This window comes from [Mycobacterium] fortunisiensis (assembly GCF_019050325.1).
Taxonomy (GTDB): Bacteria; Actinomycetota; Actinomycetes; order Mycobacteriales; family Mycobacteriaceae; genus Mycobacterium; species Mycobacterium fortunisiensis.
In genome coordinates this window covers 176,808-198,143 of sequence record NZ_VOMB01000002.1, presented here as the reverse complement: position 1 = coordinate 198,143, position 21,336 = coordinate 176,808, and the positions used below count along the sequence as shown (strand labels likewise).

8 protein-coding genes are annotated in these 21,336 nt (G+C 67.0%); 5 read left to right on the top strand and 3 right to left on the bottom strand.

The window, feature by feature from the left end; translation table 11 throughout:
• Positions 1–4: 4 nt before the first annotated feature.
• A complete protein-coding gene (locus tag FR943_RS01345; protein ID WP_217154489.1) occupies positions 5–3,016 on the bottom strand; it encodes an MMPL/RND family transporter in 3,012 nt (1,003 codons plus the stop codon).
• Between the two features lie 66 nt (positions 3,017–3,082).
• Positions 3,083–4,504, bottom strand: coding sequence for a condensation domain-containing protein (locus FR943_RS01340; protein ID WP_217154488.1), 1,422 nt, complete (start codon positions 4,502–4,504; stop codon positions 3,083–3,085).
• Positions 4,505–4,674: 170 nt separating this feature from the next.
• On the opposite strand from FR943_RS01340, the gene FR943_RS01335 reads away from it, so the two are divergent.
• A complete protein-coding gene (locus FR943_RS01335; protein WP_217154487.1) occupies positions 4,675–15,789 on the top strand; it encodes a type I polyketide synthase in 11,115 nt (3,704 codons plus the stop codon).
• A 74-nt stretch (positions 15,790–15,863) separates the two neighbouring features.
• Here the strand turns inward: FR943_RS01335 and FR943_RS01330 are convergent, their stop codons facing one another.
• A complete protein-coding gene (locus FR943_RS01330) occupies positions 15,864–16,943 on the bottom strand; it encodes an NAD(P)H-dependent amine dehydrogenase family protein (RefSeq protein WP_217154486.1) in 1,080 nt (359 codons plus the stop codon).
• A 236-nt stretch (positions 16,944–17,179) separates the two neighbouring features.
• On the opposite strand from FR943_RS01330, the gene FR943_RS01325 reads away from it, so the two are divergent.
• From FR943_RS01325 to FR943_RS01310, 4 genes are all read left to right on the top strand, one after another.
• Positions 17,180–19,018, top strand: coding sequence for an acyl-CoA dehydrogenase (locus FR943_RS01325; RefSeq protein ID WP_217154485.1), 1,839 nt, complete (start codon positions 17,180–17,182; stop codon positions 19,016–19,018).
• Between the two features lie 100 nt (positions 19,019–19,118).
• Entirely contained in the window at positions 19,119–19,754 is a 636-nt protein-coding gene (locus FR943_RS01320; protein WP_217154484.1) for a DUF1361 domain-containing protein, read from the top strand.
• A gap of 63 nt (positions 19,755–19,817) precedes the next feature.
• Entirely contained in the window at positions 19,818–20,471 is a 654-nt protein-coding gene (locus FR943_RS01315; protein WP_217154483.1) for a TetR/AcrR family transcriptional regulator, read from the top strand.
• On the top strand, positions 20,468–21,334 hold the full coding sequence (locus FR943_RS01310; RefSeq protein WP_217154482.1) for a metal-dependent hydrolase: 867 nt from the start codon (positions 20,468–20,470) through the stop codon (positions 21,332–21,334). The genes FR943_RS01315 and FR943_RS01310 overlap by 4 nt, the downstream gene beginning before the upstream one ends.
• Positions 21,335–21,336 lie beyond the last annotated feature (2 nt).

The following is a 21,336-nucleotide window of genomic DNA, read 5'->3' as shown; positions in this document are numbered from 1 at the left end:
CGCGCTAACCCAGCTGCCCGGCGGGTTCGGCCGGCGGCGGTAGGTCAGCTGACGTCCGCCGTGGTTGTAGCCGTGACGGCCACCAGTTCGCCTGGCCGATCAGGGTGGCGATGGCGGGCACCGTGATGGTGCGTACCACGAAGGTGTCCAGCAAGATCCCCACACCGATGATGAACCCGCCCTGGATCACGATGCCGATACTGGAGAACATCAGACCGCCCACCGACGCGGCGAAGATCAGGCCCGCCGCCGTGATCACCCCTCCGGTCGAACTCAAGGTGCGGATGATGCCGTACCGCAAGCTGTGCGGAGACTCGTCGCGCATTCGTGAAATCAACAGCATGTTGTAGTCGGCACCCACCGCGACCAGCACCACGAACGCCAACGGTGGCACGCTCCAGTGCAGATGCTGGCCGAGTATCACCTGGAACACCAGGACACCGACGCCGAGCGCGGCGAAGTACGAGACCACCACCGAGCCGACCAGATAGAGCGGCGCGACGAGGGAACGCAACAGCACCATCAAGATCATCATCACGACGATGATGGTCGCGGCGATGATGAACCGGATGTCCTGCTGGTAGTAGTCGCGGGTGTCGCGCAGCGCGGCGGGGAACCCGCCCATCGAAATGGTGGCGTCGGCCAGCGCGGTGTTCGGCTGAGCCCCGCGCGCGATGTCCTGGATCTGATTGACCTGGTCCATCGCCTCGGGGCTGAACGGATTGAGCTTCGTCTGCACCAGATAACGCACCGAGCGGCCATCCGGCGAGACGTACGCCGCGGAAGCCTTCTTGAAGTCCTCCATGCCCAGCACCTCGGGCGGGATGTTGAACCCCGCCTGCGCCGGGTCCGCGGCGTCGCTGCGCATCGACAACAGGAACGACGAGGCCTGGTCCAATCCGGCCGAGATCACCTTGATCTGCTTGACCAGCTCATCCACGCCGCCGGCCACCTCCCGGCTGCCGCCGGCCAAACGGTTGGCGCCCGACTGCAGGCCTTTCAAGCCGGCCTGCGGGCCGCCGGGGGAGTTCATCCCCATGGCCTTGACCGCCTTGTTGACACTGGCAACCGCATTGTTCAGCTTGGTGACCGTGGCGTTGAGCGATTGCTTGTCACTGCCCTGGAGTTGATGGGCAAGGTCGTTGATGTGGTCGAGGCTGCCGTCCTGGTTCGCATCCATCAGCCGCTGGAACTGGATGCGGGTGTCGGCGCACGACGGATTGGCATCGCACACCGCGTTGTTCTGCAGCGCCGCCAGCACCGGGCCGATCCAGCCGAAGATGTTCTTGACGGCCGAAAAGTTGTAACCCATGGAAAGGGCCAACGCGTTGACGCTGTCCACGAGCTTGGCGGCGGTGTCGACGTCCTTCACCAGCCGGTCGCCACCGTATTCGGTACGCACCGAGGAGAACGTGTCGACCACACTCTGCAAACTGGGCGCCACCTGATTGATTTGTTGGCGCACGTCGGCCAGGGTGTCGGCCAACGTGTCCGCCCCGGACGCGAGCCGGTTGAGATCCCCGGTGCGCTTGTCGATCTGGCTGGAACCGTCGGCCAGCCGGTCACCGACGATGCCGGCCTGGAACGTCGCCCGGAACTCGTCGGGCACCTCCCCCAGCGGCCGGGTGATGCCGCTGACCAGACCGACGTCGGGCAGCTGCGCCACCCGGGAGGCCAGTTGCTCCAGATCGGCCAGGGCCCGCGGGGTACGCAGGTCGTGCGGCGACTGGATCAGGATGTACTCGGGGATCGACTGGGCGATCGGGAAATGTTTCTCCACCGCGGCGTAGCCGATCGAACTCGGCGCCGAGGCCTCCACGACCTTGCGGTCGTCGTAGTTGTACTGCGCGAAGATCGCGAAGCCGGCCAGCAACGCCAGCACCAGCAGACTGGCGACGAGGTGCGGCACTGGCCGGCGCACGATGCGGATCCCCGAACGCCGCCAGAACCGCGAGGTCAGTTCCCGTCGCGGCTTGATCCAGCCGCGCGGCCCGGCCAGCGTCAAGATGGCCGGCAGCAAGGTCAGGCCGGCGAGGTAGGCGACGCCGATCCCGATCGCCGCCGACGTTCCGACGGTTCGGAACACGCCCATCTTGGTGAAGCTCAGCAACAGGAACGTCAGCCCGACCGTGGCGGCGGAGGCGGTGATGACCTTGCCGATCGACAGCATCGCGGCCCGCACCGCCTCGTCGTACCCACTACCCGATCTCAGATAGTCGTGATATCGGCTGATCAGGAAGACCGCATAGTCGGTTCCGGCGCCGGCCATGATCGCGCTCAGGAACACCACGGACTGGTTCGAGACACCCGCACCGGTGAGCGCAGAGAAGCCGGCCACCACCGCCTGCGCAATCAGCAGGGAGGTGCCGATCGTGATCAGCGGCAGCAGCATCGTGACGGCGCTGCGGTACACCAGCAACAGCACCGCCAGCACCAGCACGGCGATCGCCAGTTCGATCGGCAGCCGGTCCTGCTGGCCGGCCACGGTGAGATCAGCGGCGGTGGCCGCAGGGCCCGTGACGTGCACTTCCAGCGGGCTGCCTGCGGTGGTGCGTTCGACGATGTCGGACACTCGGTTGAACGAGTCGATCGCCCGCGGCGTGCCCAGCTCACCGGTCAGGCCCACCGGGAGCACCCAGGTGGTCTTGTCTTCACTGGTCAAGAAATTCCGCAACTGCGGGGTGCTGACGAAATCCTGCACGCTCACCACATCGGCCTGGTCATCGTGCAGCGCGTCGACCAGCTTGCGGTACGCCGCCTCGTCGGCCGGTCCCAGCCCGTCCTCGTTGATCAACGCGATCAACATGAGGTCGTCGTTGCTGGTTTCGTGGAAAGCCTCGGTCATCTTCGCCGCGGCGACACTCGACGGTGCGTCACTCGGCAAAATCGCGAGCGGATGCTTCTCGGCCATCTCACCGAGAGACGGGCAGGCCAGCGGGAGGGCGACCAGCAACGCAGCCCAGATGCCGATCACCGCCCAGGGCCATCGCACCACAAAGTCAGCTAAGCGTTTCATATCGCCCCCACCTTCGACCCGAAGCCGGGTATCGCGAAAAATCCATGACCATCGATCCGTACTCCGCTAGGCGACGCGGCCCCACTGCCCGGTGTCGGCGACCCGTGCGGACACCGACTTCATCGCCGCCATGTAGCGGGTGACCGATTTCTTGGCGACCGGATTGTCGGGATGCATGATCGCCATGACCGTGCCCTCCCCGTACCGGAAAATGTAGATCGTCAATTGGTAGGAAAACCGGCCGTCGGGGTAGATGCCGATATTGTTCGCCAGGCCCATGTCGGACGCGGCGAGAATGGCGTTGAGCGGGGCCGCACCGCCGTGCAAGAAGTTCGTCACCGGGAAGTTCGGCCGGGGCCAGTTCAACCACGGCGCCAACTCCAGGACCCGGTAATACGGCACCCGCGCCATGTCCAGGCCGGAATCGAAAGACGCCTGCGCCGCCCAGGCGGCGTCGCTGAAAGAGGTGGCCGCCACCGGGACGGTGATCGGGATCAGGCCGGTGAACCAGCCTTGCGTCATGAAATTGTCGCTGGCTGTGCGGGAATCCCGGGGGGTGAGCCCGTAATACGTCAGGGCGCCGGTGAATTCGTGTTCCACCAGCCCCAGACAGGCGAACAGACCGCCGACGAAACGTGCACCGGCAGCCGTGCAGGCCGATTCGAAGCGTTCCGTCTGCGCCGGGTCCATCAGGACTTCCGACGTCATGTCACTACTGGTTGCTTCCATCGGATTCCCCAGCGGCAGCGGGAATTCCGGAAAACCGTCGCGGTTGTTCTCGGCGAATTCGATCCAGGCCCGCACCCCAGGTGAATCCACCGTCAGCGCCGAAGTGTGTTCGCGCTCGCGCACACAGAAATCGTCGAAACTACCGGCGTCGGGCAGTGTCAAAGCCTGACCGGTGCCGCTCAACGCCGAATACATGCCGTTGGCTTCCAACATTGTGGTGCCGATCAGCGTCGCATCTCCGTGCACGTGATCCATTGCGGCAAAGAATGTGAAGTGATTCTCATTCTGGATAATCCCGAAAGTGAAGCAGCCCCACTCCAATGGATTGGGGATGTCGATGACGTGCGCTTGTATTTCCTCGACCGACATGACACCTTGGTCCACCGGTACGAATTCGATATCGGCAGGGTCCTCGATGGCGTGCCGTACAAATTCGCCGTCACCAAGGTCTTTGAACCAGCTGCGGAATGTGTCGTGCCGGCGGAGGTAGGCGTTGACAGCCTGGTCCATCGCTGCTATATCGCACGTACCAGGCACCTCGCAACTGGCGATGATCTGCCGAGAGAAGTTCAGCCCCAACACTTTGCGTTCGCAATAGTTGCGCAGGTGCTGGCCCTGCATGTAGCTGACCGGTACCGAACTGACCGGGGCTCGCATCGCTTTTTCCTGTGAATCCGCTGTCGGATGCCACGAGGTTACCGAGCCCGCACTCAATGTCCATTCATCAAGTGCGCCAACTGTTATCTTCCCAATGCGCAATGCGCCGTCCTCCCAGCTAGGCGACCGCCATCCCCCGAAGTCCGGTCAAATCTTCGACCGCAACACCCTCGCATGCCACCGATGTACATGCAATAGTGTGCGCGGGGGGTTGGCGTGCGCTGGGCGCACGAAGGGTCGCAATCTGACGACGATGCTAGGAGTGCACCGGCATGGAATCCGCCGACCTTACAACCGAACTCGCTCCGCGATTCGCAATCGTCGGCTATGCCGCACGGCTCCCAGGAGCGCCGGATACCGACGAATTCTGGGACTTGCTGCGCGATGGCCGCGAAGCGATATCCGAGGTCCCTGAGGACCGCTGGGACGTCGATGAATTCTTCGATCCCGAACCCGGCGCACCCGGCAAGGTGGTCACCCGCCGCGCCGGCTTCGTCGACGATGTGACCGGGTTCGACGCACCATTCTTCGGCATGTCGACCCGCGAGGTCCGGTTGCTGGACCCGCAGCACCGACTGCTGCTCGAAACGGCGTGGCGCGCCGTGGAACACTCGGGTACCGCGCCTACGTCCCTGGCCAACAGCAACACCGGCGTGTTCGTGGGTCTGGCCACCCACGACTACCTGGGAATGGCCTCCGACGAGCTGACATACCCCGAGATCGAGGCCTACATGGCCATCGGGACCTCCAACGCCGCCGCGGCCGGCCGGATCAGCTACCGGCTGGGCCTGCAGGGCCCCTCGGTGGCCGTCGACACGGCCTGCAGCTCCTCCCTGGTGGCCATCCACCAGGCCTGTCAGGCCCTGCGCCTGGGCGAATGCGACCTGGCCCTGGCTGGCGGCGCGAACGTGCTGCTGACCCCGGCCACCATGATCACCTTCTCGAACGCGCACATGCTGGCGCCCGACGGCCGATGCAAGACCTTCGACGCGGCCGCGGACGGCTACGTCCGCGGCGAGGGCTGCGGCGTGATCGTGATCAAGCGACTCGAAGACGCGATCCGTGACGGCGACCGGATCCGCGCGGTGATCCGCGGCAGCGCGATCAACCAGGACGGCGCCTCGGGCGGCCTGACCGTTCCGAATGGTGTTGCGCAGCAACATGTCATCTCCGAAGCGCTCAAGCGCTCCGGCCTCAAGCCCAGCGACGTGAACTACCTGGAGGCGCACGGCACCGGGACGTCCCTGGGCGATCCGATCGAGGCCCAGGCCGCCGGCGCGGTGCTCGGCACCGGACGCGAGCCCGACCAGCCCCTGCTGATGGGATCGGCGAAGACCAACATCGGGCACCTGGAGGCGGCCGCCGGGATCGCCGGCGTCATCAAGGTCGTCCTGGCGCTCGAGAACGAGACGCTGCCCAAGCACCTCAACTTCGAAAACCCCTCACCACACATCCCGTGGGACCGGCTCGCCGTGCAGGTCGTCAAGGAGACCATCCCCTGGGAACGCAACGGCCGGCCCCGCATCGCCGGGGTCAGCTCGTTCGGGTTCGCCGGCACCAACGCACACGTAATCCTCGAAGAAGCCCCCGAACAGCCGGCACCGGCTGCCGCCGAACCCGAAACCAACCGGTTCGGGCTGCTGCCGCTGTCCGCCCACACCCCGGCCGCCCTGGTGCAGATCGCCGACCAGTACCGCACCTGGTTGACCGCCCACCCGGAAGCCACCCTGGCTGACGTCTGCTACACGGCAGGCACCGGCCGGGCGCACCTCGAGCACCGGGCCGCGCTGGTGGTGGGTTCCAGAGACGCCGCCGTCGAGCTCCTCGGCGCCCTCGCAGAAGACCGCCCGGCCCCCGGCCTGGTGCGCGGTGAGTCCTACGACAAACCGAAGACGGCGTGGTTGTTCACCGGCCAGGGCAGCCAGTACCCCGGCATGGCCCGGGAGTTGTTCGACACCGAGCCGGTGTTCGCCGAGACGGTGAAACAGTGCGCCGCCGCGGTGGCCGATGTTCTCGAAAAGCCGCTGCTGGACGTTATTTTCGACGTCGACGGTCCGGATGCCGAGGAGACGCTGCGCCAGACGTCCTACGCCCAGCCCGCGCTGTTCGCGATCGAGATGGGCTTGGCCCGGCTGTGGCAGTCATGGGGCTTCGAGCCCGACGTGGTACTCGGGCACAGTGTCGGCCAGTACGCCGCAGCCTGCGTCGCAGGGGTTTTCAGCCTTGAGGACGGCGCACTGCTGATGGCCGAACGCGGCCGGCTGTTCGGCAGCCTGCCCGCCGGTGGCCGGATGGCGGCGGTGTTCGCCGCAGCCGAGCGGGTAGAAAGCCTCACCGACGAGTTCCCGACCCTCTCGGTCGCCGCCTACAACGGTGCCAACACCGTATTGTCCGGTCCGGCAGCCGATCTGGAGAGGGCTGTGGCCGCGCTGACCGCCGACGGGATCCGCTGCGACTGGCTGGAAACCAGCCACGCATTCCACTCGGCGCTGCTGGACCCGATCCTCGATGAGTTCGAGGCGTACGCGAGTCGATTCACTTTCGCAGCCCCACAACGTATCTTGATCGACAACCGCACCGGTGCCGCGCTCGGTAGAAGCGTGAAGCTCGACGGTGCGTACTGGCGCCGGCACGCACGGCAACCGGTGGAGTTCGCCAAGAGCGTGCGCACCCTCGCCGAGATGAACTGCAAGCTGCTGTTGGAGATCGGTCCGCGACCGGTTCTCACCGCTGCGGCCCTCGGCGCCTGGCCCGACCCGGCCACCGCGCCGCGGGTGATCGCGTCGCTGCGCCGCAACACCGCCGACAACCGGCAGATCACCGAAGCCCTCGCCGACGCATACGTCCTGGGCCACCTGCCCGATTTCGCCGCGCTGCGCCGCGAACATGCCGGCAAGCTCGACCTGCCCACCTATCCCTTCGAGCATCGCCAGTACTGGTATCGCGACGACCGGGAACGCCCCAACCAGATGCAGCACCTGGGCGGCCCGCGCACCGAATCCATCCGGCTGCTCGAGGACGGACGGATCGACGAACTCGCCGCCAAACTCGGCGGCGCCGACGGTGACCGCCAGATCATCGATGTGCTGACCAAGCTTGCCGCACAACACAATCAGCAGCGCACCACGCAGACCATCGCCGACGATCGCTACGAGTTCACCTGGGAGAAATCCCCGGCGCCGCTGTCCGGGGCAGATGCCGGTGCGGGCTCCTGGATTCTGGTCGTCGACTCCACCGCCGCGGCACAGCCCCTGATCGACGCGTTGACCGCACGCGGTCACCGGCACCAGGTCGTGGGTCTGCCGGTGTCCGACACCGAGGAAGCGCAACTCGCGGAGGCGTTGCGGGCCGCTGCCGCCGGCGATGCCGCGCTGCACATCCTGAACGTCGCAGCCGTCGACACCGATCCGGAAGCGCAGTCCGGGCCGTCGATGCAGACACTGCTGCGGATGCAGCACCGGATCCTGGGCGGCACCCGTCGGCTGTTCCGCGCGGCGGCGGCGGCCGAACTGCGCAGTCCTATCTGGACGGTGACCCGCGGCGCGCAGCGCGTCGATGACACCGACACCGTGGCCCCCGATCAGAGTTCCGTGTGGGGATTCGGCCGGGCCGCGGCCCTGGAGCTGCCGCAGGTGTGGGGCGGGCTGGCCGATCTGGCCGAGGGCAGCGCCGAGGAATGGACTCAGCTGATCGACCGGGTCGGCGCAACACGCGACTCGGCGGCCAAGGAGGACCAGATCGCGCTGCGCGGTCCGGCCGTCTACGTTCCCCGGCTGGTTCGGCGCCCCGACCTGCCGAGCGGAACACCGCTGCAACTACGCAGCGACGCTGCATATCTGGTGACCGGAGGCCTCGGGTCCATCGGCCTGGAAGTCGCCGGCTACCTGGCCGCGCACGGCGCCAAGCATCTGGTGTTGACCAGCCGACGCGCCCCCAGCGAGACCGCGCAGCAACGTATCGACGCACTCAGCGGGCAACACGACTGCGAAGTCCGGGTCGTCACCGCCGACGTCGCCGACGCGCACGACGTCGCCCGCCTGTTGGCCGGCATCCAGGCCGACCTGCCACCGCTGGCCGGTGTCGTGCACGCCGCGGGCGAGAACAGCACCACCCCACTGAGCGAACTCGATGACGCCGAAGTCGACCGGGTATTCGCCGGAAAGGTCTGGGGTGCCTGGCATTTGAGCGAGGCTGCGGCCGACCTCAAGCTCGACTTCTTCGTCAACACCTCCTCGATCGCCTCGGTCTGGGGCGGATTCGGCCAGACGGCATACAGCGCCGCCAACGCCTTCCTGGACGGGCTGGCCTGGCGGCTGCGCGCCCGGGGCGTCGCCGCGTCCAGCGTCAACTTCGGACCGTGGTCGGCAGGCATGGCCGATGCCGAGTCCCGGGCCCGCTTGGAGCAGCGTGGAATCCGGACCCTGTCCCCCGCCGACGCGCTGGCCGGTCTGGCCGACGTGATGGCGGCGGCCAAGGCCCAGGGTGTGATCGCCCGGATCGACTGGGCCCGTTTCCTTCCGCTCTACCAGCAGGCCGGCCGGCGCGCGTTCCTGGCCGAACTGGAGCGCGAGATCCCCGCCGAGTTGACGGCCACGACGACGCCGTCGGGCAAGACCCGGTTGGTCGAGCAACTCACCAATGCGCCGGTGCAGCAGCGCAAGAAGCTGCTGACCGACTACCTGCGTGACGCGGTGGCCGAGGTGACACGGGTGGACTCCGCCGAGATCCGTGAGGACGCCGGGTTCTTCGATCTCGGCATGGATTCGCTGATGGCCGTCGAACTGCGGCGGCGCATCGAGCAGGGGGTGGGCCACGAAATACCCATCACCCTGGTGATGGATTACCCGCGGCTGTCCGACGTGGCCGATTACCTGCTGACCGACGTGCTGGAACTGAACGTGCAGGCGCCGGCCAAGACGGCGCCTGCAGCGGTGACGGCGCGCACGGACGACCCGATCGCGATCGTCGCGGTCTCGTGCCGATTCCCGGGAGCACCCGATCCGGAAGCGTTCTGGGAAGTACTCGCCGGCGGTGTCGACGCCATCCGGGAGGTTCCGGAGGAGCGATTCGACATCGACGAGTTCTACGATCCGGATCCGGACGCCCCGGGCAAGACGTACACCCGGTTCGGTGGATTCCTGGACGGCATCGACGGATTCGATCCCGAGTTCTTCGGTATCTCGCCGCGTGAGGCCGTCTGGATCGAGCCGCAGCAGCGGCTGATGCTCGAAACCGCCTGGGAAGGTCTCGAGCGGGCCGGTTACGCACCAGCGTCATTGCGCGGCAGCCGAACCGGAATTTTCGTGGGTGTGGCGGCCAACGAGTACGCACACCTGCTGTCGGCGGAGCCGATCGACAAGATCGAACCTCACTTCATCACCGGCAACGCCCTCAACGCCATTTCGGGTCGGGTCGCGTTCGCGCTCGGGCTCGAAGGGCCGGCCGTGGCGATCGACACCGCCTGCAGCTCGGCCCTGGTGGCCGTCCACCAGGCCTGCCAGGCACTACATTCCGGTGATTGCGACATGGCGCTGGCCGGTGGCGTGAACGTCCTGCTGAGCCCGGTGACCGTCATCGCCGCCTCCCGCGCCCGGATGCTGTCCCCGGTCGGGCGCTGCAAGACATTCGACACCTCCGCCGACGGCTACGTGCGCAGTGAAGGCTGCGGGATTCTCGTGCTCAAGCGACTGAGCGACGCGCAACGGGATGGCGACCGGATCTGCGCCGTCATCCCGGCGAGCGGGTTGAACCAGGACGGTGCATCCAGCGGCCTGACCGTCCCCAACGGCGGCGCACAGCAACGGCTCATCAGCTCGGTGCTGGGCCGCGCCGGTCTGACCGGCGGCGACGTCGATTACCTCGAGGCACACGGCACCGGCACCCCGCTGGGCGACCCGATCGAGGTGCAAGCCGCCGCGGCCGCCTACGGCGGTTCACGGGACGCGGACCGGCCGCTGCTGATGGGTTCGGTGAAGACCAACATCGGCCACACCGAATCCGCCTCCGGCGCAGCAGGTCTGATCAAGGTCGTGCTGTCGTTGCAGCACGAGCTGCTACCGCAGAGCCTGCACTTCGACAACCCGTCACCGCACATCCCGTGGGATTCGCTGCCGGTGCGGGTGGTGGACAAGGCGATCCCGTGGCAGACCAACGGCCGGCCACGGCGCGCCGGCGTCAGCTCCTTCGGGTTCACCGGCACCAACGCGCACGTGCTCATCGAGGAGGCACCCGCCCCGCCGGCGCCGGACGAGACCCCGGCCGACAGCACCGACACACCGGACACTGCGGCCGCCGCGGACACCACGGAGGCTTCGGACGCCTCTGCCACTGCGGCGACTTCGGACCCGCAGAGCGACGAGCGTTCGGTCAACGTGCTCGCACTGTCGGCACGGTCCCCGGAAGCGCTTGTGGCACTGGCACAACGCTACGAGGGCTGGCTGACCGCCCACCCCGATGCCGATATCGCCGATGTCTGCCTCACCACGGGAACCGGGCGTTCGCACTTCGAGCATCGCGCCGCACTGGTGGTGGATTCCATCGAGGACGCCCGGCTGGGCCTGGCCGATCTGGCGGAGAACCGCACCCGCCCCGGCGTGGTGCGGGGCGAGCATGCCCACCACCCGACGACGGCCTGGCTGTTCACCGGTCAGGGCAGCCAGCATCCCGGAATGGCTCGGGAATTGTTCGATACCGAGCCGGTTTTCGCCGAAACGGTCACCCGGTGCGCGGACGCGGTGAAGGACATCCTGGCGCAGCCACTGCTGGAGGTGATGTTCGCAACCGGCGGCGAGGCCGCGAACACGTTGCGGCACACCTCTTATGCACAACCGGCGCTGTTCGCCGTCGAGATGGGTCTGGCCCGGCTCTGGCAGTCCTGGGGCATCCAGCCCGATGTGGTGCTGGGACACAGCGTGGGCCAGTACGCGGCGGCATGTGTGGCCGGGGTGTTCAGCCTTGAGGACGGCGCCCGACTGATGGCACAACGCGGACGGCTGTTCGGCAGCCTGCCCGAGGGTGGACGCATGGTCGCGGTGTTCGCCGACCCCAAGCAGGTCGAGGAATTCGCCGGCGACCACCCGCGGGTGTCGGTGGGCGCCTACAACGGGCCCAACACCGTGCTCTCGGGCCCCGGTGAGGACCTGGAGCAGATCGTCGCCAAGTTCGAGAACGAAGGCATTCGCTGCACCTGGCTGCAGACCAGCCACGCCTTCCACTCCGAGTTGCTCGATCCGGTGCTCGACGAGTTCGAGGCGTTCGCCGCGCAGGTCGAGTTCGCCGTGCCGACATTGCCGTTGGTCTGCAACCGCACCGGCGCCGTGCTCACCGCCCAGACCCCGCTCGACGCGCAGTACTGGCGGCGGCACTCCCGCCAGCCCGTGCAGTTCGCCGAAAGCGTGCGCACCATCGCCGCGTTGGGCTGCTCGGTGTTGATGGAGATCGGCCCGCAGCCGGTGCTCACCGGTGCCGCGGTGCAGGTGTGGCCGGAGCACCTGGCCGCGCCCCGGGCAATCGTCTCGCTGCGCAAGGGGATTGACGACCGCCGGCAGATCGCCGACGCCCTGGCCGCCGCGTACGTTGCCGGGCATCGTCCCGATTTCGCCACGCTGCACGCTCAGCACGGGGGTGGGCTGGGCACCGCGCGTCCGCGCCGCAAGCTCGAATTGCCCACCTACCCGTTCCAGCGGCGTCGCTTCTGGCCCAAGGGTGGGGCAATCGCCGTCGAGGGCGGGGTCGGCTCTGCCGGCTCCGGAATCCTCGGCAGCGGCAAGGACCTGGCGTCCGGCGACTCCATCTACACCAGCCGGTTGTCCGTCAAATCCCAACCGTGGCTTTCCGATCACGTCATCTACGGCACCGTGGTCGTCCCCGGCGCCACGTACGCGGCGATGGCGTTGGCTGCGGTCGGCACCCCGGCGCACGCCAAGGACGTGTTCTTCTACGAGCCGATCATCCTGCCCGAGAAGAGTTCTCGCGAGGTGCAGCTGACATTGCACCCGCAGCAGGAGGGCGAGTGGACGTTCCAGGTGCACAGCCGTCCCTACGGTGAGCGCGGGGTGGACTGGTCGCTGAACGCCGAGGGCACTGTCGCCGCCGGCCTCGCCGACGACCCCGAGGATCCGGCGGCAGAGAACGGCCCGATCGACGAGGCCATCGAGCGGCTGGAACGCATGCGTCCGCAGGAACTGTTCGAGACGTTCGCCGACCTGGAACTGGCCTGGGGCCCAACCTGGTCCGGCTCGCTGAAATCGCTGTGGCTCGGTGAGGGCGAGGCGATCGGCGACATCCTCGTCGGCGCGGAACTCGCCGAACAGCTGGGCACCGAGCCAATGCACCCGGTGCTGATGGACCTGTGCACCGGCGTCGCGTTCCCGGCGTTCCCGGCGCTGCTGGCCGCCGAACAAGGGGTGAACGATCTGTTTCTGCCGCTGCGGTACGGACAGGTGACGTTGAAGGAGAAGATGCCGCGGCGGTTCTACTGCCGGGCCAAGTGGCACGAGAGCGCACTCGACAGCGAGACCCAGGTCTTCGACCTGGAGTACCTCGATCGGGACGGCCGTCACCTGGGCGGGGTTCGCGAGTTCACGGTGAAGCGCGCTCCGCGCGAGGCATTGCTGCGCGGCCTGGGTGGTGACGCCACCCGGCTGCTCTACACCCTGGGCTGGCACGAGGTTCCGCCGCCGGCGGCCGACGACGAGGAGGCCGCAAAGGTCAGCGGGACCTGGCTGATCGCCGGATTCGACGAGCTTGCGGCCAAGGTGCCCGGCTGCATCCCGTTCGACCGCAACACCGATCCGGAGTTGCTCGGACAGCTGCTGACCCAGGCGCACGACCGCGGCATGGGTTACTCGGGCGTGGTGTGGCGCGCGGCCGCACCGGGCGCAGCGGAATCGAGTGAGGCTGAGTCCGCCCGCCTCGAGGCCGAGATCGAGAACCTGCTCAGCGCGGTGCACACCGTGCAGAGCGGCCCGGTGAAGCTTCCGAATGGTCTCTGGATCGTCACCGAACGGGCCGTGGCCACCGAATCGGGCGAACCGGTCGACCCGGTGCAGGCGGCACTGTGGGGCTTCGGGCGTACGACGATCAACGAAGAGCCGGCGCTGCGCGCCAAACTGGTCGACACCGACGGATCGCCCGAGGCGGTGCAAGCCCTCGCCGGCCTGCTCGCCACCCCGGTCGACGAACCGGAAATCGCGGTGCGTCAAGGAAAGTTGCTGGCATCGCGGTTGTTGCCGTGGGCACGAAGCGGTCATCTGGCGGTGCCCCACGGCACCGACTATGTGCTCGCTCCCACCGAACGCGGTGCGATCGACAACTTGCGGATCACCGAGAAGGAAGTGCCGGCACCGGACGAGGGCTACGTGCAGGTGCGGGTTGAGGCCGCGGGCCTGAACTTCCGCGACGTGCTCAACGTGCTGGGGCTCTACCCGGGTGATCCCGGACCGGTCGGTGGTGACTTCGCCGGCACCGTCACGCAATTGGGCGAGGGTGTCACCGGGCTCGAGGTGGGCCAGCGGGTCTACGGCTCCATGCAGGGGGCCTTCGCCAGCCGCTTCAACGTGCCGGCCCAGTTCCTGGCACCGATCCCGGACGGGGTGAGCGCGGTCGAGGCCGCGACCATTCCTGCCGCGGCGCTCACGGTTCGTCTCGCGTTCGACTGGTCCAAGCTCAATCCCGGCGACAAGGTGCTCATCCACGCCGCCAGCGGCGGCGTCGGGCTGGCTGCCATCCAGATGGCGCAGAAGCACGGCGCCGAGGTCTACGCGACGGCCAGCACCTTCAAACGGGCGACCCTGCGGAAGCTGGGCGTGAAGTACGTCTATGACTCACGCACAACCGATTTCGCCGACCAGATCCTCGCGGACACCGACGGTGCCGGCGTGGACGTGGTGCTCAACAGCCTGACCAGCGAGGGCTTCATCGAGGCGACGGTGCGAGCCACCGCCAAGAACGGCCGGTTCGCCGAGATCGCCAAGCGCGACATCTGGACTCCCGAGCAGATGGCCGAGGTCCGTCCCGACATCGCGTATGAGATCGTTGCGCTGGACACCGTGATGTTCACCGAGCCTGATCGCATTCGCGACCTGCTCACCGAGGTGTCTCAAGGGTTGGCCGATGGCGAGTGGACTCCACTGCCTGCCGAGATCTATCCGCTCACCGAGGCACGGACCGCGTTCCGCCGCATGCAGCAGGCCCGGCACATCGGCAAGATTGTCTGCCAGATGCCGACTCCGCTTGCACCACAGCCGGATCGGAGCTACCTGATCACCGGCGGTTTGGGTGCGATCGGTCTGCACACCGCGGCGTATCTGGCCCAGCGCGGAGCCGGCGACATCGTGTTGACCAGCCGGCGTACCCCCGATGCGAATGCGCAGCAGGTCATCGACGACATCACCGAGCGCTACAAGTGCCGTGTGCACGTCTTCACGGCCGATGTCGGCAATGAGTCGGAGGTCGCCAAGCTGCTCGATCGGATTCGCGCCGAGTTGCCGCCCCTGGCCGGGGTGGCCCATCTGGCCGGTGTGCTCGACGATGCGCTGCTGGGTCAGCAGAGTCTGGAGCGGTTCCGAACGACAGTGGTACCCAAGGCGTTCGGCGCCCAGTACCTGGACCGCTTGACGAAGGACGACCACCTGGACTTCTTCATCGTGTCCTCCTCGGTGTCGAGCTTGTTCGGGTCACCCGGCCAGGCCAACTATGCGACTGCCAATGCGTTCCTCGACGGCCTGGTGGCCGAGCGACGGGCGCAGGGTCTGCCCGCCACCGGCGTCAACTTCGGTCCGTGGGCCCAGGGCGGCATGGCCTCCTCGGAGGCGGCCACCGCCAATATCAGTGCGCAGGGCCTGATCCCGCTGGAGCCGTCGGCGGCACTGAGTGCGCTCGCCGAGGTCGTCGCCAACGGCACCGGCCAGGCTGCTGTCCTCAAGGCCAACTGGCAGCGGGCGGCGAAGGTGCTGGGCAGCTCGCGTCCACCGATCCTCGATCTGGTGCTGCCCAGTGCGGCCGGTGAGGTGACCGGCGACAGCGAGGTTCTCAAGCAGCTGCTGGAGATCCCGGTGCCCCAACGTGCCGGGTTCGTGACCGAGTTCCTGCAGAAGGAGGTGCAGAACTTCCTGCGCCTGGCGCAGCCGCCGGCGGCCACGAGCCGGTTCCTGGATCTGGGTACCGACTCGCTGATGGCGATCGAACTGCGCAACCGGCTGCACAGCCAGTTCGGCGGCAAGTTCACGCTCAACGCGACCGCGGTGTTCGACTACCCGACCATCGGGGGCCTGGCCGAGTATCTGGTGGCCCAGTTGCCCGACGCGGAAGCGCCGTCGGAGCCGGCGCCCGCTGAGCAGACGGACGCCGAGCCGGAACCACAACCGGAGGCCAAGCCGGAGGACTGACCCGACGAGCAGACGCGGAGGTACCCGAGAACGCCAAGTTCCGGGTACCTTCGCGTCTTTTCGTCTGAAAAAAATCAGGCCCAGCGGGTGGCTTCGACCTCAGCGGGCAGCGGCGGGTGCAGCGGAACGTCCAGGCCGTCGTAGATGCCGGGCTTCTGGGTGGCCAGCCAGTCGATCGCGCCGAGCAACCGGTTGGCCGCGGTGGTGTTGCCGCCATCGGCTCGGGTTCCGCCGGGCACGTCCGCACGCACCACGATGGTCAGCTGTGGATCGCCGTCGATGATGACGCGGTGGTCGCCGACGCCCTCATCGGGCTGCGGCCACTGCGGCGCGCAGGCCGGGTCGATGCGGGTGATGTGCTCGACGATGACCCGCTCGACGCCCTTCGACCAGCCGATGACCTGGAGGCGGAACGCTCCCTGGGTGCCGGCCTCGAAATGGCCGAGCACGTTGTCGACCGACTCGGTCAGCGGCAGCCGCTCGACCTCTTCGGTGATCTCGTCGATCTCGCAGCCCAGCCCGCGGCCGATCAGCCGCACATTGCCGCCCCACACCATGGTGGGAATCGAGGGCAGCAGCATCAGCGGCGTCTCGTCCATCGGGCCCCCGAAACCGCACCGCACCCGCACCGCCTCGGGCTGGTCGTAGCTGGAGTAGTCGAAGATCTCCTGGCACCGGATGGTGCGGATGCGGGTACATAAGCCGGCCGCGATCACCGCGAGGGCGTCGTTGCCCCAGCCCGGGTCCACCCCGCTGACCAGGAGGGCGGAGTTACCGGCCACCGCGGCGTCGGTGAGCCGGTCGACCCATTCGGCCGGCGCTGAGGCCGGGTCGTAGAGCGAGTACAGCGACGGTGTCACCACCTGCTTGCCGGCGCGCAGGCACCGTTCGATCTCGGTAATCACCTCGTCCGGACGGATATCGCCGGAGGCCATGTAGGCCACCGCGTCGCAACCCTCGAGCGCCGCGTCGACGTCGGTGGTGGCGGTGACGCCGGTCGGGGCGTCCAGCGCGGCGAACGTCGCAGCGTCCCGCCCGGCCTTGTCCTCGGCGGATGTGATGACGGCGGCCAGTTCCAGGCCGGGAAATGCCGTGGCCGACCGAATGGCCGTCGCACCCATGTTCCCCGTACCCCACACCGCGATTCGACGCATCCGCCCACCCTAATCAGCAGACTCGTGAGGATCGTCACATTATGCTGAATCTGCTGGTCAAGAAGTTTTCTGCACCAAGGTACAAAGCTCGATCAACCACTGGGTTGGTTAGGTCCCAGAAATTGCTCGGACTTCCTTTGCGTTGAAGTTACCGAGCGGTATAGTTAGCCGCAGTTACTGGTGGGTAACTTATCCCGAGTACCCAACCTCAGGTGGCATTCTCACAAGGAGGAAAAGTGAGCCACTACAAGAGCAACGTTCGTGACCAGGAATTTAACCTGTTCGACGTCTTCGGCATCGACAAGGTGTTCGGCACCGGCAAGTTCGCCGATCTCGACCAGGACTCGGCGCGTGAGATGCTCGCGGAGATCGCCCGTCTGGCCGAGGGGCCCATCGCCGAGTCGTTCGCCGACGGCGACCGCAATCCCCCGGTCTTCGATCCCAAGACTCACTCCGTCACGCTGCCCGAGTCCTTCAAGAAGTCGATGCGCGCTCTCCTCGAGGGTGGCTGGGACAAGGTCGGCCTGTCCGAGGAACTCGGCGGTATGCCGGTGCCGCGCGCCCTGCAGTGGGCCGTGATCGAGCACGTCCTCGGCGCCAACCCGGCGGCCTACATGTACGCGATGGGCGCGGGCATGTGCGAGATCTTCTACAACAACGCCACCGAAGAGCAGAAGAAGTGGGCCGTCCTGGGTGCTGAGCGCGGCTGGGGCGCCACCATGGTGCTGACCGAGCCCGACGCGGGCTCCGACGTCGGCGCCGGCCGCACCAAGGCCGTCAAGCAGGACGACGGCACCTGGCACATCGACGGCGTGAAGCGCTTCATCACCTCCGCCGACTCCGACGACATGTTCGAGAACATCATGCACCTGGTGCTGGCCCGCCCCGAGGGCGCCGGCCCGGGCACCAAGGGGCTGTCGCTGTTCTTCGTACCGAAGTTCCACTTCGACCACGAGACCGGCGAGCTGGGCGAGCGCAACGGCGTCTTCGTCACCAACGTCGAACACAAGATGGGCCTGAAGGTCTCGACCACCTGTGAGCTGACCTTCGGCCAGCACGGCACCCCTGCGGTGGGCTGGCTCGTCGGCGAGGTGCACAACGGCATCGCGCAGATGTTCGACGTGATCGAGCAGGCCCGAATGATGGTGGGCACCAAGGCCATCGCCACCCTGTCGACCGGCTACCTCAACGCTCTCGAGTACGCCAAGGAGCGGGTGCAGGGCGCTGACCTGACGCAGATGATGGACAAGGCCGCCCCGCGCGTCACCATCACCCACCACCCCGACGTGCGTCGCAGCCTGATGACCCAGAAGGCCTACGCCGAGGGCATGCGCGCCGTCTACCTGTACACCGCGACCTTCCAGGACGAGGACGTCGCCAAGGCTGTCCACGGCATCGAGCCCGAGTTGGCGCACAAGGTCAACGACCTGCTGCTGCCGATCGTCAAGGGCTGCGGGTCCGAACGGGCTTTCGTCCTGCTGGGCCAGGAGTCGCTGCAGACCTTCGGTGGCTCCGGCTTCCTGCAGGACTACCCGCTCGAGCAGTACGTCCGCGACTCGAAGATCGACTCGCTCTACGAGGGCACCACCGCCATCCAGGCGCAGGACTTCTTCTTCCGCAAGATCGTCCGCGACAAGGGCCAGGCGCTGGCGTTCGTGGCCGGCGAGATCGAGCAGTTCATCAAGAACGAGACCGGCAACGGCCGCTTGAAGACCGAGCGCGAGCTGCTGTCCACCGCACTGCAGGATGTGCAGGGCATGGCCGCCTCGCTGACCGGATACTTGATGGCCGCGCAGGAGGACCAGGCCAGCATCTACAAGGTGGGCCTGGGTTCGGTGCGCTTCCTGATGTCGGTCGGCGACCTGCTGCTCGGCTGGCTGCTGGCTCGCCAGGCCGCGGTGGCGATCGAGAAGCTCGACGCCGGCGCGTCCGGCGAGGACCGCACCTACCTCGAGGGCAAGATCGCGGCCGCATCGTTCTTCGCCAAGAACATGCTGCCGCTGCTGACCAGCACCCGTCAGGTCATCGAGACCATCGACAACGAGGTGATGGAACTCGACGAGGCTGCGTTCTAAACCTCACGAGCACACGCGAAAGCCCCCTTTTCCCGGTGGAATTGGGGGTTTTCGCGTCTGCCCGTCCGGTCCCTGTGCCGCGACCGGGCACACTGGACCGATGACCGAAGCCCGCGGCATCCTGCTGGTCGTCTCGCTGATGGCGACGACGGCACTGACCCTCGCCCTCGGCATCACCGACCCGGCCGCGCCGATGACCTACCCCACCAAGTTCCTGGTGTGGAACCTGGTGCTGGCCTGGATCCCGATGGTCTTCGCGATCGCCTTCGACCTCGTGGAGCGTCGGCTCTGGCTGCTGCCGCTGGGGTTGGTCTGGCTGGCGTTCCTGCCGAATGCCCCCTATCTGGTGACCGATCTGGTCCACCTCGGCGAGGGCTACGAACTGTGGCGCCACGTGCTGCAGTACGGCTTCGCCGCGTGGACCGGAATCCTGCTCGGCGTGGTGTCGCTGCTGTTGGTGCACAAGCGCCTGGACGACGAGTTCGGCGCATTCTGGGGCTGGTTGGTGGCGGTCCTGTCGGTCGGGCTGTGCGCGGTCGGGGTGGTGATCGGCCGGTTCCAACGCTGGAACTCCTGGGACCTGGTGACCCGGCCCGACGCGGTCGTGGCAGCGACGTTCGACTGGGTCCGGGCACCGCTGTCGTATGTGCAGTCGACGGGAGTGGCCGTCGCGGTCGCGGCGTTTTTCGGCTTGGCCTACCTGACGGTGTGGGCGCTCAACGGGCTGCGCGGGTAAGGACCGACCGGGGATTTAAGAAATAATATTGACATATTATTTCTTCCGGAGCAGGCTTGCGGTATGTCACCGGCCACACCCGCTCGCCGAACTCAGGCCGAGCGCACAGCTCAGACCCGCCGCGCCCTACTCGACGCCACATTCGAGTCGCTGGTCCAGGTCGGGTTCAAAGCCACCACCACGGCCGGGGTCGCTCACCGCGCGGGTGTGTCGATCGGTGCATTGCAGAGCCATTTCCGAACCAAGACCGAACTGCTCACCGCCGCCGTGACGCACTCGTTCGACCGCCGCATCGAGGAGTTCGGACTGCTGATGTCCGGCCTCGATCCGTCAGCCGACAAACTCGATGCCGCTATCGACCTGCTCTGGTCGATGTTCTCGGAGTCGACGTTCACCGCCTGGCACGAGCTGTGGGTGGCCGCGCGCACCGATCCCGACCTGGCACGCGCCGTCATCGATATCGACACACAGTTCGCCGCCGCCTGCGAGGGCGTCTACGCCGAGCTGTTCCCGTCCAGCGACGGTGCTGCGGCTCTGGACCCACGCACCGCAGTCCACATGATTTTCGCGCTCATGAACGGCTTGGCAGTCGGAACGGCCATCGAAGGGTACGACCCCTATCCCGCCGACGATGTCCTCGCCGCGTTCAAGTCGATCATCCGCCCGCGGCTCACCGCCGAGCCGCACGACCACCGACCACCACAGGAGCCAACATGAACGTCACCGAAAACTCCGCTGCCGCAGTCAAACCAACCGTTCGCGCCCGGCGCATCCGGTTCTCCTACCCCACCGGATCGCTCGATCGTCACTTCGTCGACGGCGATTTGGTGATGAGCCATATCGTCGCCCATCTTTCTGCGACATTTCCGGAGGGTGAAGATTTCTTCGTCCGTTCGGTGCGCCGCTTCGCCGATCAGATCACCGACCCCGAATTGAAGTCACAGGTCCAGGGCTTCATCGGGCAGGAGGTCACCCACGGTCGCGAACACCGTGCGCTGAACGAGCGACTGCAGCAGATGGGCTACCCCACCCGCCGGATCGACCGAGGCACACACCTGGACGTGACGGCCTTCGAGCGCCGCCTGTCACCACTGACCTGCCTCGCGATCACGGCGGCCCTCGAACATTTCACCGCGGTGCTCGCCGAAACCCTGCTCACCGATGAGCGGGCCCAACAACTACTGGGATCGACCGAGGTGCGGTCGATGCTGCTGTGGCACGCGGTCGAGGAATCAGAACACCGGGCGGTCGCATTTGACGTGTACCGGGCGGTCGGCGGGACCGAGCGCCGGCGAATCTGGACCATGAGGATCATCAGGCTCACCTTCACCATGAATGTCGCTCTGTTCTCGACTATTTCGATACTGACAGACCGCGCCGCCCGCAATCCCGTACGCCTGTTCCGCAGCCTGGCCCAGCTGCGCCACTCACCGTTCGTGAACCGCGCAGTCCTGGCCCGGCTGCGCGCCTACACCAAACGCGGATTCCATCCCGATGACACCGACAACGCCGCTCTACTCGAGCATTGGACCGAGGTCCTGTTCGGCGAACAGGGCGCCCTGGCCCACCATCTGCACTGATC

Bases quoted from the DNA above. Each gene is read 5' to 3' on its own strand.
- FR943_RS01315 (WP_217154483.1), top strand. From the start codon at position 19,818: ATGTCACCGGCCACACCCGCTCGCCGAACTCAGGCCGAGCGCACAGCT.
- FR943_RS01345 (WP_217154489.1), bottom strand. From the start codon at position 3,016: ATGAAACGCTTAGCTGACTTTGTGGTGCGATGGCCCTGGGCGGTGATC.
- FR943_RS01310 (WP_217154482.1), top strand. From the start codon at position 20,468: ATGAACGTCACCGAAAACTCCGCTGCCGCAGTCAAACCAACCGTTCGC.
- FR943_RS01335 (WP_217154487.1), top strand. From the start codon at position 4,675: ATGGAATCCGCCGACCTTACAACCGAACTCGCTCCGCGATTCGCAATC.
- FR943_RS01320 (WP_217154484.1), top strand. From the start codon at position 19,119: ATGACCGAAGCCCGCGGCATCCTGCTGGTCGTCTCGCTGATGGCGACG.
- FR943_RS01330 (WP_217154486.1), bottom strand. From the start codon at position 16,943: ATGCGTCGAATCGCGGTGTGGGGTACGGGGAACATGGGTGCGACGGCC.